This is a genomic window from Halomonas dongshanensis (assembly GCF_024790395.1).
Classification (GTDB): Bacteria; Pseudomonadota; Gammaproteobacteria; order Pseudomonadales; family Halomonadaceae; genus Vreelandella; species Vreelandella dongshanensis.
In genome coordinates, this window is the sequence record NZ_JAJISC010000001.1 from 533,173 (window position 1) to 546,298 (window position 13,126).

The following is a 13,126-nucleotide window of genomic DNA, read 5'->3' on the forward strand; positions in this document are numbered from 1 at the left end:
CACGCCCTCACTCTTCGTCGTCCATCAGTAACAGGCATTCGGTCATGGCGCGAATCACGTGCTTCTTGACGGTCGTAATGGAAACGCCCAGTTGCTCGGCAGTAGCGCCGTAGGTGAGGCCTTCCAACTGAACGGCAAGGAAGATGCGTCGGGTTCTGTCGCCCAGCCGGTGGAGGGTGGCATCTACCAGGGCAAGCGTTTCTAGAATGTCGAGGCGCTCTTCTGGCGATATATCCACGGGTTCGGGGCGCAGCGCCAGCGCTTCGAGGTAGGCACGCTCGATGTTTTGGCGACGGTAGCGGTCGACCACCAAGCCCTGCGCAATAGTGCGCAGATAAGCGCGGGGCTGGCGTAGGTCGGGGCTCTCCTTGGCTGTCATCAACCGAATGAAGGTGTCATGCGCCAGGTCCGCCGCATCGCTGGCAGAGCCCAAACGCCCCACCAGCCAGCTCTTGAGCCAGCCGTGGTGCGCTTGATAAAGGCCGCGTAAGCGATCGGAGTCGTGGGAGGGCATGGCACACATGGATAATCGATTATGATAATTAATCGCATTATCCATTCGTTGCGTGGTGACTGCAAGACGTGGGCTAAACCTCGGGATCCATCACGCTCGCTCTATCAACGTTATCAACGCTCGCTATTCGTAGCGCTCCGCCTCACTTGCGGCAATACCCAGTGCCGCTATGACGATAACGCCGTGCAGCATCGAGCCTGCGATGAAGGCAATCAGTAGCGCCCAGCCCATCGAGTTGCCCTCCTGCAACAGCGCAACGGCAAGGCCTGTGCCTAGTGCCACGGCGTTGATGAGGCAGAGCAGAGCGACCCACCAGTCGAGAATGTGGGTGGCGATGGTGAGGCGGGCAGAAAGGCGTAGCGAGACGTAAGGGGGTTGCGTCATGAGTGTTCCCTGCGGCTTTCATCGATCAAAGGAGAGCGCGGCGCTTATGGTTAGAGGTTATTGCGCCAACTGCTCGACGAACTGGAAGGCGTTACGTGCGCCTGCCAGGGTTTGTTGTTTCTGCGCTTCGGAGAGCGCAAGGCTATCCAGTTGGGCGGTGAACTGGCGCCAGTGCAGACCACGGCCATCTTCGCTTGGTGCGAGGTGACGAGCGCCGTGTTGGGTAGTGAGCCCTAACTGACTGGCGTACTTGAGCAAAAAGGCCGCGCCCAGGTTGGAGCCTTCGTTGACGTAGAGCCAGCCTACGGCTTCGGCGGCGGGCAGATCGGCGAGCGGGGCGTCGGTGCTTTGGATGTTGTCGGGCGTAAGGCCCAAATCGAGGCAGTCTTGGGTGATGGCATCGAAGCGGCAGCGCAGCGGCAGATTGGGCAGCAGGGTATTCAGGTCGTTACGGGCGTAGAGCGGCGCCGTACGCTGCTGGAAGCGGTACTGCACGGCGAGAAAACGCTTGTAGCCTTCGAGGTTGGCAAAGGGCGAAAGCGCCATGATGGCATCGTCGACGCGCTGGTGGGCCTTGTGGGTTTCGAGCTTCAGGCGTTTGCTGAGAGGCAAAGTGAGAGAATCGCTTTCGGTGTTAAGCAGTGTGTTCATGGTGGTGTCCCTGTGAGTACGTTAGTGCGTTATAGGAGGTGGTGGTCACGTGGTGCGCGCTCTGCGCGAGGCGTGGTTCGTTGGCGCCAAGCCACACCAGTTGGCCCGGCAGGCGGCGCACGTCGACGCCGAAGGTAGCGGCCAGCGCATCCAGCAAGACATCGGGGTCGTTGCGGGGAAAGCTTCCCGAGACGCGCACACCGCTCAAGGCGCTGGTATCGTGCAGTACGCGCCCTGGGAGCATGCGTTCGAGCTCGTCGATGACGTCGTCGATACGCGCGTTGGCGAAGAGCAAGCGGTTCTCGCGCCAGGCCAGCGCCAACTGCGTATCCACCGGCTGTACGGGGCCAAGCCGCCCCTCATGAAGGATGACCTGCTGATGATCCGTCAGCGTGACCTGGCGCGCGAAGCCATCGTTGACGGCCACGCGGCCTTCGCCGACGGTGACGATGACGCGGTTGTGGGCGTGTGTAACGGCAAAGTGAGTGCCCAGAACGCGAATGGAGGCATCGCCTGCGCTGATCACGAAGGGGCGTTCGATATCGCGGGTCACGTCTACCCAGAGCCTGCCTCGGCGCAGTGATAGTGCGCGCTCACCCTCGCTAAAATCGACGGAGATCGCGCTGTTGCCATCGAGCAATAGCGTCGAGCCATCGTCGAGGGTGAGCGTTTGTGGCGCCCCGGGCGAGGTAACCGTATCGGCCATCAGGCGGTCGAGGTGAGCGGGCTCGCGCCAGGTTTCGACCCCCAGTAGCATGACCAACAAGCAAAGCGCTGCCACTGCCCAGCCCCAGCGGGGCGCCCTGGCGTTTTGCCGTCGTGGCGCGCGCGCCGCAGGCGCATCACGCAGCGCCAGAAGCTGGGCAGGCGCCTCCACCGCTTGCCAGGTGGCTTCGATGTGAGCAAAAGCGTGCGCATTGGCGGGCGAGGCCGCATGCCAATGGGCAAAGGCGCGGCGCTCCTCGCCGCTGGCGCTGGGGTCCTTGAGCTTCAAAAACCAGCTCAGGGCTTGGTCATCGGTCGATGGCGCGTTGGCCGCCGCCGTCGCGGGCGGTGATTTATTGTTCATGTGGGTGCTCATGGCTCGTCCTGATAACGCGGCGTATTATCATTGAAACGTTCCAGCGCCTCCTTTTCCTCATTTTGTCGTTGTTGTTGCCAGTTAAGACAGGTGCGCATGGCAAGCATCATCTCTTTTTCGACGGTGCTCATCGAGACGCCCAGCCGCTTGGCGATGGCGGCGTAGGTTTCGCCATCGACGCGGTTGAGCAGGAAGATTTGCCGAGTGCGCAATGGCAAGTCGTCGAGCTGTTCGATGAGCGCTTGCCACTGCTGGAGCGTCGCGGCGACGCGCTCCGGGTCTGGCGTGACGGGTACTTCTTCGGCCTCCTCAGGCGCGTCTGCCAGGTAGCGCTGGCGCACCGCTTGGGCGCGAAGGTGATCCAGCGCCAGGTTGTGCGCCGTGCGGTGCAGCAGGCCTGCCGTGTCCTTATTAGAAAGTGGGCGCTGCCAGAGCTTGAGGTAGGTGTCCTGAGCGATGTCCTCGGCAGCGCTCTTGCAGCCAACGATCCGACGCACGCGCTGCACCAGCCGCTGGCGTTCGCGGGCAAATAGTGTGGCAAGCGAGGGGCCGGGCTTGGTCATATCGGCAGTCTCAACACCTCTTTTCGAATCACCCAACATCATTACGGCACCAGAGCGAACAGCGGCGCTGTGCCGGTGGCGTTGCTTAGTATCTGCAGCTCGGCGCCATATACGCTGGTAAGCCGCTCGGGGGTGAGCACCTGTGCGGGCGTGCCATGGGCGGCGCGGGCGCCGTTGTCTATTAGCCAAACGCGGTCGGCGTAGAGGCTTGCCAGGTTGAGATCGTGCAGCACGCAGACGATTGCCATGGCGTGTTGATGGGCCCAGTGGCGCAGTTGGCGCATCAGCCGCTGCTGCTGGCCGATGTCCAGAGCGCTGGTGGGCTCATCGAGCAGTAAAAGGCCGCCATCCGTGGCAGCATGAGAACGACGTGACAGCAGCTGGCAAACGCCGCGCGCGATCAGCACGCGTTGACGCTCGCCGCCGGAAAGCGTCAGGATGCTGCGATCACTCAGATCGAGTAAGTCCATCTGGTCGAGCAGTTGGGTCACCAGTGCCGGGTCGGGATCGCTGCCAAGCGCAATCAGCTCCTCTACGCGCCAGTCGAAGCCGGGGGGCTCTTGTTGGGCCACCATGGCGCGACGGCTGGCAAGCGCATAGACGGGCCACTGCGCCAAGTCGCGGCCATCCAAGCGAATGGCACCGGCTTGGCAGGCGCGAAACCCCGAAAGCAGGCTCAGTAGCGTGCTTTTGCCCGCGCCGTTGGGGCCAACGATGGCCAGTAGCTCACCAGGGCGCACGCTGCCATCGAGCGGAGCGAGCGTGGGCGGTGTGGTCAGGGCAGCGCCGTGGAGGGTCAGCATGTACGGCTCCGGCGCATCAACAAATAGAGAAAATAGGGCCCGCCGAGCAGGCTGGTGAGTAGGCCGACGGGAATTTCGGCCGGTGCCGCCAACGTGCGCGCTAAGGTGTCGGCGACGACGAGCAAGATGGCGCCGCCCAGCATCGAAGCGGGCAGCAGCAGGCGATGCCCAGGCCCAAGCCACAGCCGTAGGCAGTGGGGCACGAGCAGACCCAAAAAGCCGATGACGCCCGTCAAGGCAACGCAAAGCCCCACTCCGAGCGAGGTCGCCACCACTACCCGGCGCTTGAGGCGCGGGGCGTCGAGCCCGGCGCCGTGGGCCGTGGTTTCGCCCAGCTGCAATAGATCGAGCTCGCGGGCGCTTCGCAACAGGCCAATCAACGCCAGCGGAATCAATACCAGCGCCACGAGCGTGGTGCGCCATAGCGAGTGGGTCAGCGTGCCCATGCCCCAGAGGCTCAGCTGGCGCAACTGCTCGTCGCTGGCGATGAAGGCCAGAATGCCGCCACCGGCACCGGCTAACGTATTGATCGCAAGCCCTGCCAACAGCAGCGTCATTACCGCAGCGCTGCCGCCGCCCTGGCGCTGGGCGAGACCGAAGACCACCGCGCAGACGCTAAGCGCACCGAGAAAACCGGCGATGAACTGGCCATAGAGGCTGACCGGCCCAGCGCCATGGCCCGCTCCTTGAAACAGTACGATCCACAGTGCGACGAAGAGCCCCGCGCCGCTGGCAAGCCCGAGTAGCGTGGGGTCGGCCAGGGGGTTGCGAAATAGCCCCTGCATGGCCGCACCGCTTCCCGCCAGCATGGCGCCTACCGCGGCGCCCAACAGCAAGCGGGGCAGGCGCAACTGCCACCATACCTGCACGCTCAGCGCATCTGCCTGGTCCGATATCAATGTCAGCGGCGATAGCCCGAAGGTGCCGCTGCTGGCGCTCCACGCTAGGCTAAGTGCCAGCAGCGCGGCCAGAAGCGCCAGCACCCCCAGGGCGCGCTGGTGAAACGGCTCGCGCCGACTGCGTAGTAGCAGCGCCATCATGGGGTATCTAGCGCATCGATGGCCTGGCGCAGCCGAGAAAGCTCGCCAGGCGTACGCGGGCCAAAGCCCAAGAGGGCCTGGTCATCGACTAAGATGAGATGGCCGCGCTCACCGGCGGGCGTCAACGCCATGCCGGGTAGCGCCCAGAGAGCGTCCTCTCCGCCTAGCGCATCCAGCCCGCGCTGAGACATGACGACGACATCCGGTGCCTGCTGGACCAGCGCTTCGGCGCCGATACTCTGGTAGCCCTGCATGTCGCCAAAGGCATTGGTCACGCCAATGGCGTCCAGCGCCTCATCGGCACCGGTCTGGCGACCGGCGGCGCGCGGGGTGAGCCCGCTGTGATGAAGAATGAACATCACGCGCAGGTCGTGGCGCGGCGGTAGCGTATCGAGAGCGGCGAGCTCACCTTCCAGACGCTGGGCCAGCGCCTCGCCTTCGGCTTCGCGGTCGGTCTCCGCTGCCACGCGCCGCACCTTGTCGGGAATCGCCGCCAGGGTGGGCGGTACGTTGATTTGGATGATCTCGACGCCCACCGCTTCGATCTGTTCAAGCGCCTCGGCGGGCCCTGCGGCCGAACTCGCCAGAATGCGATCCGGGTGCAGTCCGAGCACGCTCTCCGCCGAGAGCTGGCGCAGGTAGCCCACCGAAGGCAGTGCCACGATGGAATCGGGGTAGAGACTGGTGTCGTCACGCGCGACCAAGGCGTCGTCGGCCTCTAGTGCGGCCAGGGTTTCGGCGATGTCGCCGCCGAGTACCAGCCAGCGCTCTTGGGCGAGTAGCGTCGTGCTGGTGAGGCTGCCAGCGAGTAGCGCGGCGGCTAAAAGGTAGCGTTTCATGCCACTGCCTCGCAGGTTCGTAGCGTGGAGAGAAGATGACGCCAGGCGGCGCGTTCGCGCTGTCCTTCCTGGCGTTCGGCGTAGATTTGCAGGACCAGCTCGCCGTATTCGTCGAAGGCCTCGACGCTGGTGACGCCACCGTCGCGGTTGGGCTTTTCGACGATCCAGGCGCGGGCAATGGCGGCGTCGTCCAGGTGCAGTGTGAAGCGCTCACCAAAGAGGCTGAGCCAGCCTGGCGTGCGTTGGGGCAGAGGGAGCGCGCCGGTATGGATGTGTACGCAGCCTGGGCTGGCGACGAACAGCATCAAGGGCAGCGCCTGCTGGCTGGCCTGGGTCAGCAGCGTCTCGATGGCTTGGGGCGCTAGCGCATGGGTGAAGCGTCCTTGCATCAGCGTATGCGCTTCCTGGCGTTCGAGACGGTGGCGCTTGAGCAGGCCAAAGAAGTGGTGAACGTCCTTCATTGCCGCCCACTCGTCGGCAAGGCTCGGCACCTCGGGCAGCGGGCGCGGCAGTATGGGCGCCATCTGGGTGAAGGCCGGGGCATCCAGCGTGCCCTGGGCGGCAAGGTAGCCCCAGGCGCGCGGCAGCGGTGACTCCAGGGCAAAGCATTTGTGCACCGCGCGGCCGTGGCGGTCGAAGATCTGCACGCTCCAGCGCCACTCGTCGCCGTCACCGATGGCGTCGCGGATCAAGCACGCCCAGTGCCAGTAGCCGTAGAGCAGGCGCAGATCGAGGCCACCGGGATCGAGCAGCAGGCCCGAGCATTCGCCGCCGCGAAGCTCCGGGTAATCCCCCTGCTGTTCGAGGACCGCGAGCGACGAGCGGGTCATGCTCTTTACTCGGCCAAGCCCGGCAAAACATGCGGCCAGTGCATGGGGGCTCAGAGGAAGCGTCCACACGTCACGGCCGAGGCGAGCGGCTTGCAGCTCGCCTTCGCTGATGTCCAGCCGCTGGGCAATCGAGATGACCGGCAGGCGCGGCCGGGCGCTACGCCCGGCGTCGATGGCTTCCTGAATGGCGGTTTGCTGCAGCGTGCATGTCATGGCTGTCTCCTTGCATTACCACTGCCAGTTGAGCGTGGCGAGCAGGCTCCGGCCATCCCCCAGGCTGCCATCGGGGCGGTACCAGAGTTTGTCGCCGACATTGGCTAGACGCAGCGTCGTATCGAGCGACGGGGCGAGCGCCCAGGCCAGATGAATGTCGTGAAGTCCGTAGCCGGGCAGGTGTCCTTCGTCGCCCTGCTTGTCGAAGTCCTGGGCGAAGCGGCTCTGCCAGCCGATACGTACCTTGCCTTCGCCCAGTGCCAGCTCGCTGCCGAGCGCGAGCTCCAAGGGCGTTTGGCTGCCAAGCGGCGCGCCGCTGTCGCGATCTTTGCCTGAAACCTCGGAGAGCCCCAGGTGGCCTTGCCACTGGGGGAGGGCGCTGGGCTGCCAGGTGACACGAGCGTCATAGCCCCAGAGCTGGGCGCGGCTGACGTTCACCGCCTGGGTAGTGCCCGCCGTGATGTCGACCTCGGTATCGATGAAGTCGTCGGCACGGGTATCGAAGTAGCTAGCGCGCATCTGCCAATCGCCCTGGTGCCACACCACGCCGCTCTCCCAGGTGTTACTGGTTTCGGGCGAAAGGTGAGGGTTGGGCACCCAGTAGTTGTCCGGCGTGCAGAAGAAGGGCCCGGCGCAGAAACCTGCGAAGTGGCGTTCGTTGGCGTAGAGCTCGGAAAGGGTTGGGGCGCGGAAGGCTTCGGCGTAGCCCGAAAACAGCATCAGCCCTTCGTTCGGTAGCCAGGCCAGGCGCACTCGGGGAGAGACGCGGTCATGAGTGCTGTCGGCATCTTGGACGCCGCTGGCGTCATAACGGTCGTAGCGCGCCCCTAGGCCCACGTCGAATGCGCCCGCGCCGCCCTCGGCAAGATAGCGGCCCGCGCTGAGGGTGGTATCCAGATAGGCCGCTTGGGTATCGATGTCGGCGCGGGGGAAGCCGTTGGCCTCGCCGTCGGGGCGCTGGCGCGCCTGCTCGATCTCGGCGCCGAACGCCAGCGTTTGCGAGAGCCAGCCGTGCTGCATGCTGTGGTAGCCGTCGCTTTGGAGTCCTACCCGGTCCAGCGTGCGATTGGCCTGGGGCTCGTCGATCTCTTGCTGGCTGAAGGTAAGCCGGGTGGTGAGCTCGGTGGCCGCGCCCGGCTGCCAGCGATGCCCGAGCTGGACGTTGTTGCTGGTAACGTCGCGATCGCGCAGGGCGTTGCTGGCGCCGCTGGTGAGCTGCTGAGGGTTGGCGGGCTGGGTGGCGCGCTCGGCGTAGTGCTGCCAACTGACGAAGAAGCGCTGATCGTCGCTAGGCTCCCAGCCGCCTTTTAGTAGCAGGCTGTTGAGCGAGGCATCCTCTTCGGCTTCGTCGCCCCCTGCTCGGCGGATATCGCCCGATTCGCTGCGGCCCAGCGATACCAAACCATCGACCTCGCCGCGCAGGGTATCGCGGCGGCCGAAGGCGCTGACGTTGGTGCGCCACTCGTCGTTGGCCGTGGCGCCGCCAACCGAGAGGCGCGCGCCGCTCTGTTCGCCTGGCGCCAGCAGGTCTTTGGCATCGACGCTGGTAAAGCTCACCACTCCCCCCATGGCGTTACTGCCGTAGAGGCTCGATAGCGCTCCGCGGGCGATCTGCACCTCTTGAATCAGCGCAGGGTCGAGGAAGAAGTTGCCCAGGTGGCCGGTGGTGATGTCCTGGCGCACGCCGTCCAGACGTACCAGCACGCCGTTGCGACCGAAGCCGCGCAGGCTCAGCGTTTGGCCATTGCGGCGGCCCTGCCCTGCCACGTGCAGGCCGGGCTGGCGGCCGAGAATGTCTTCCACGCGGCTAGCGGTGGCAAGCTCGGCGTCGTTACGGTCGATGATATCGATGATCAAGGGCGCACGGGAAAGATCCAGCGGCGTACGCGTGCCGCTGACGGTGACCGGGTCGAGCGCGGCATCGTCACGGGTAGCGGAGGCGGCCATGGCCGAGGAAGCGACGAGGGAAGCAAGCGCAAGGCAAAGAGGGCGCAGCGCGAAAAGACGTTTCATGATCCAGACAGTTCCAACCTAAGGCGGTAGTGAAGGAGGCTGGCTGGGTGCGCTGGGCGACCTGGCTGGCTGGCGTTTTTACGCTAGCTGGCGCGTGCGTCGAGTATTCTGATCCGAAGGGTCATCGTCGTAGGCAACGCCTTGGCTAGCAAGAAGTGACATAGCCAGCGCCGCAAGCGACGCTAGGGCCATGAAAAAAGCGCGTTCAGGCGTTGAGGATCAGCTTGCCGCTCTTGGTTCGACGCAGCACGTAGCGACGCTGGTCGTGAAGAATGACGAGTTGACCCTGGGCCCCCAGCAGCGCTTGGCTCTCCACCTCGCGCACGGGCGCGGTGGGCGCGGAAGAAGGCCCGTTTCGTTGTTCGGAAACCGGCATGAGAAACTGCTCCCTGTGCTATTGATAAGCATTTTTATTAAGTTACCAAAAGGCGAGTGCCGTCTCAAGCGCGATGTGACCGAAGATGGGCGTTAAGGAGGAATTAGTGGGTGTTATTGGCGGTGGGCGACCAAGCGAGGGCGTGCTGTGCAGGCGTCGAGTGATGCTCTAGCTTGAACTGCGCAACAGCGCTTACCAGAAGCTCTGCCTGTTGCTTCAAGCTGCTGGCGGCAGCTGTCGACTCCTCGACCAAGGCGGCATTTTGCTGCGTTGTCTGATCGATTTGACCGATCGCCTCGCTGATTTGCCCTATCGTAGTGCTCTGTTCGCTACTGGCGATGCTGATCTCGCTCACGATGTCGCTCACCTTGTGAATGGAGGAGACGATATCCGCCATCGTCGTGCCTGCTTGATCGACGAGTGTTGCACCGTGGGCAACCCGCTCGACGCTGGTGCCGATCAGCGTTTTGATCGCCTTGGCCGACTCGGCGCTGCGCTGCGCCAAATTGCGTACTTCGCTGGCTACGACGGCAAAGCCACGTCCATGTTCTCCCGCACGCGCGGCTTCGACCGAAGCATTGAGTGCCAGAATGTTGGTTTGGAACGCGATCCCATCGATAACGCCAATGATGTCGCTAATCTCGTCGCTGCTGGTATGGATCGCGCGCATGGTTGCGACGACTTCATCTACGATGATGCCTCCTTTCTTTGCTACCTCGCTGGCGCTAACGGCTAGCTGCGTGGCCGAGTGGGCGTTGTCTGCATTCTGGCGAGCGCTCGAGCCCATCTCCTCCATTGAGGCTGACGTCTCCTCGAGCGCGGCTGCCTGCACTTCGGTGCGCTGACTCAAATCGCTATTACCCTGGGCGATCTGAGCGCTGGCAGCTGCTACGCTTTCGGCATTTTGACGCACGTCCGATACGACATTGGCCAAGCCAGTGGTCATGGCGTGCTGTGCCCTCAATAGTTGGCCGATTTCATTGCGTGCTTGCGATATATTCTCATGTTTAGTCAAATCGCCCGAGGCGACGGCTTGCGCGTGGGCGACGACACGACGCAAAGGCCTTGTAATCCCTCGGGTGATGACGAAGGCGATCCACAGGGATATCACAACGGCCATGAAACCCAGGCCTAGCACCTGCAAGATCGAAGCATGGTAGCGTGCCTCGCTCTGTGCCATGCCGACTTGCGCTGCGTGCAACTGAAGATCGATGAGCTCACTGATGATACCGCTGATCGGGTCAATCGTTGCGTAGAGCTGACCATTGAAGGTGGCGAGTTGCCCTGTTATCTGGCCTGACAGTGTGTTCAGTGTGCTTTCAAGGCGATCCAGGTCACTCTCGGCAGGAACAAAACGTGCCTGGACTTCGCTAACCAAGCGGACTTCTTCGGGTGTAAGCCTCGTGCTCATGTAGCCACGCCACTCACGTTCGATGACCGAGCGCGCGCCGTGGACGGCTGTCAGCGCATCTTCGGCCGTAATGAGTCCGCTGTTGGCTTTGTTGACGGCATCGATTACGTCTACGGCGTAGGCATCCGATATAGCCTTAAGACCTTTTAGCGGAACGACACGATCATCGTAGAGCGAGTGCATATTGACATTGAGGCTACGTAGGCTCAGTGAACTTAGTGCGCCGCTTACTAGTAAAAACAGTATGGCGACCGAAAAGCCAAGGCCAAGCTGTTTGCCAATGGATAGATGCTTGAAACGCATTGAATGCTCCGGGATAGAGATAGAGAAATAGCGCTGGTGCCATGCCATCTACGACGCTAGGCGCTCCAAGAGGGGAAGCTTGGAGCGCGGCGACGTTTGAATGCAGTGAGCGAGGTTTCTCTCAGGTGTGAGAGAGGATCGCGGTGAGCGTTCTTGAAGCGACGAAAGCCGTGCAGGCACATTGCTTCTAGCGAGAGTGTTCTCAATGCGTGTGCGGGTGGCAAGTGAGTACACTGGCATGACCGTTTTGTAGCAAGCCAGCCTCTGCAATGTCGGCCATTCGCAGTAGAACTTTAGGAAGGTGGGAGGCGTTATGCGCGCTTGGCATTATCCGCAACATCAATGAGCAAAAGTCGGTTGGGTAAAGCCTAAAGGCGGTTTGCTACCAGATGCCAAGCTACGAAAAGCATCATCAACGCCACGGCTACGTCGATTAGCCGCCAGACCAGCGGGCGGGAGAGCCAGGGTGCGAGCCAAGCGCCGCCCAGGGCCAAGGCGCCGAACCAGAGCATGGAGGCAGTGGACGCACCTAGAGCGAAGGCGCCGGGTTCGGGCTGCTGGGCGCCTAAAGAGCCAATCAGCAGTACGGTATCGAGGTAGACGTGCGGGTTTAGCAAGGTCACGCCCAGCGTGGTAAGAAGTACGGCCTTGAGCGAACGCGGCGCCGCCTCGCCCGCGTGCAACGCCTCGGGGTGTAACGCACGCCTAAGCGCCTGACTTGCGTACCAGAGCAGAAACGCCGCGCCACCCCAGCGCGCCACGCCAAGCAGTACCGGGCTTTGAGCCAGCAGCGTGGCAAGACCAAACACGCCTGCGGTGATCAACAGGGCATCGCAGAGTATGCATAGCCCGGCTACCGCCAGGTGGTGTTCCCGCCTCAGGCTCTGTGCCAAGACGAAGGCGTTTTGCACGCCAATGGCCATGATCAATCCTATGGCGACCATTACGCCGCGGGTATAGCTTTGCCACATACCTTGTTCCTCTCTCCTAATCTCGCCTAATCCCTAACATCGCGCGCCGCTCTTACGGTGAGCGAAAGATGGCGTGCGAAAAGGTAGCCATCTTGGCGAACGTCTATGTATAAGAGAAACGAATAATGCTGATGCATCATTAGGAGAATCGATATGTTCGACTATAAGCTTTTAGCTGCCTTGGCTGCTGTGATCGAACAGGGCGGTTTCGAGCGTGCCTCGCAGCTATTAGGGCTATCGCAGTCGGCGGTGTCTCAGCGTGTCAAGCTGCTCGAAGCGCGTATTGGCCAGCCAGTGCTGATTCGCGCCACGCCACCTGCGCCGACCGAGACCGGGCGGCGGCTGCTCAACCACGTTCAGCAGGTACGTCTGCTCGAACGCGACGTGCGAACGCAGGTGCCTGCATTGGAGGAGGGCGAGCCGGAGCGGTTACGTATCGCGCTCAACGCCGACAGCTTGGCGACCTGGTGGGCGGCGGCGGTGAGTGATTTTTGCCGTGAGCGTCGTGTGCTGCTCGACTTGGTGGTGGAAGACCAGGACGTGGGGTTGAAGCGTATGCGCGCGGGTGAGGTGGCAGGCTGCGTGTGTGCTGCAGAGCGCCCCGTGGCGGGAGCCAACCGCATCGCTTTGGGCGCGATGCGCTACTGCGCCGTGGCAAGCCCGGCCTTCGTGGCGGACTATTTTCCCGAAGGCCTCGACCCTAACCGCTTGGCAAAGGCGCCAGCGGTGGTCTTTGGTACCGACGATCAACTGCAGCACCGCTACTTGGCGGCGTTAGGTGTTACCGGCCACTTTGTGCACCATCTTTGCCCCTCCTCGGAAGGGTTCGTCCGCCTGCTCGAAAATGGCTTGGGCTGGGGCATGGTGCCAAGACTACAGGTGCAGGACGAACTCGCCCAGGGCACGTTGGTCGAGCTCGATCCCTGTCTATCTCCCCGTCTCCCTCCCCACTCCCGTCCCCATCCTAACCACCGCCACGCCATCGACGTGCCGCTCTATTGGCACTACTGGCGCAGCGGTGGCCAGCTGCTGGCGGGGCTCACCGCGCATTTGGCCGCGCGGGCCGGGCGTATGCTGGTTACCTCGTAAGCCGTCACCGGATGTCAAACAAGTGTCATATTGATGGGATAACGT

At 63.0% G+C, this 13,126-nt stretch carries 14 protein-coding genes; 1 reads left to right on the forward strand and 13 read right to left on the reverse strand.

The features are described from left to right. Positions 1–7: 7 nt before the first annotated feature. From LLY24_RS02435 to LLY24_RS02495, 13 genes are all read right to left on the reverse strand, one after another. Positions 8–523: a sigma-70 family RNA polymerase sigma factor gene (locus LLY24_RS02435; protein ID WP_259034669.1), complete on the reverse strand. Its 516-nt coding sequence runs from the start codon at positions 521–523 to the stop codon at positions 8–10. Between the two features lie 114 nt (positions 524–637). Beyond that, entirely contained in the window at positions 638–898 is a 261-nt protein-coding gene (locus LLY24_RS02440; protein ID WP_259034670.1) for a hypothetical protein, read from the reverse strand. Between the two features lie 57 nt (positions 899–955). Beyond that, positions 956–1,549: a biliverdin-producing heme oxygenase gene (locus tag LLY24_RS02445; protein WP_259034671.1), complete on the reverse strand. Its 594-nt coding sequence runs from the start codon at positions 1,547–1,549 to the stop codon at positions 956–958. After that, positions 1,533–2,618: a FecR family protein gene (locus tag LLY24_RS02450; RefSeq protein WP_259034672.1), complete on the reverse strand. Its 1,086-nt coding sequence runs from the start codon at positions 2,616–2,618 to the stop codon at positions 1,533–1,535. Before LLY24_RS02450 ends, LLY24_RS02445 begins: the two co-directional genes overlap by 17 nt. Positions 2,619–2,626: 8 nt before the next feature. Next, the gene (locus tag LLY24_RS02455; protein WP_259034673.1) at positions 2,627–3,193 is read right to left on the reverse strand and encodes an RNA polymerase sigma factor; all 567 of its coding nucleotides are present in this window, start codon (positions 3,191–3,193) and stop codon (positions 2,627–2,629) included. A 41-nt stretch (positions 3,194–3,234) separates the two neighbouring features. Further along, positions 3,235–3,996, reverse strand: coding sequence for an ATP-binding cassette domain-containing protein (locus LLY24_RS02460; protein ID WP_259034674.1), 762 nt, complete (start codon positions 3,994–3,996; stop codon positions 3,235–3,237). Next, a complete protein-coding gene (locus LLY24_RS02465) occupies positions 3,990–5,036 on the reverse strand; it encodes a FecCD family ABC transporter permease (RefSeq protein ID WP_259034675.1) in 1,047 nt (348 codons plus the stop codon). Before LLY24_RS02465 ends, LLY24_RS02460 begins: the two co-directional genes overlap by 7 nt. Beyond that, a complete protein-coding gene (locus tag LLY24_RS02470; RefSeq protein ID WP_259034676.1) occupies positions 5,033–5,875 on the reverse strand; it encodes a heme/hemin ABC transporter substrate-binding protein in 843 nt (280 codons plus the stop codon). Before LLY24_RS02470 ends, LLY24_RS02465 begins: the two co-directional genes overlap by 4 nt. After that, positions 5,872–6,918 (reverse strand): ChuX/HutX family heme-like substrate-binding protein, encoded by a 1,047-nt coding sequence (locus tag LLY24_RS02475; RefSeq protein ID WP_259034677.1) that lies wholly within the window; start codon positions 6,916–6,918, stop codon positions 5,872–5,874. Before LLY24_RS02475 ends, LLY24_RS02470 begins: the two co-directional genes overlap by 4 nt. 15 nt (positions 6,919–6,933) lie before the next feature. Beyond that, entirely contained in the window at positions 6,934–8,931 is a 1,998-nt protein-coding gene (locus tag LLY24_RS02480) for a TonB-dependent receptor domain-containing protein (RefSeq protein ID WP_259034678.1), read from the reverse strand. 205 nt (positions 8,932–9,136) lie between these two features. After that, the gene (gene hemP, locus LLY24_RS02485) at positions 9,137–9,307 is read right to left on the reverse strand and encodes a hemin uptake protein HemP (RefSeq protein WP_259034679.1); all 171 of its coding nucleotides are present in this window, start codon (positions 9,305–9,307) and stop codon (positions 9,137–9,139) included. Between the two features lie 103 nt (positions 9,308–9,410). Next, positions 9,411–11,021: a methyl-accepting chemotaxis protein gene (locus LLY24_RS02490; RefSeq protein ID WP_259034680.1), complete on the reverse strand. Its 1,611-nt coding sequence runs from the start codon at positions 11,019–11,021 to the stop codon at positions 9,411–9,413. Between the two features lie 368 nt (positions 11,022–11,389). Further along, positions 11,390–11,992: a LysE/ArgO family amino acid transporter gene (locus tag LLY24_RS02495; RefSeq protein WP_259034681.1), complete on the reverse strand. Its 603-nt coding sequence runs from the start codon at positions 11,990–11,992 to the stop codon at positions 11,390–11,392. Positions 11,993–12,145: 153 nt separating this feature from the next. Here LLY24_RS02495 and LLY24_RS02500 point away from each other — a divergent pair, with 153 nt between their 5' ends. Continuing rightward, a complete protein-coding gene (locus tag LLY24_RS02500; protein ID WP_259034682.1) occupies positions 12,146–13,081 on the forward strand; it encodes a LysR family transcriptional regulator ArgP in 936 nt (311 codons plus the stop codon). Positions 13,082–13,126 lie beyond the last annotated feature (45 nt).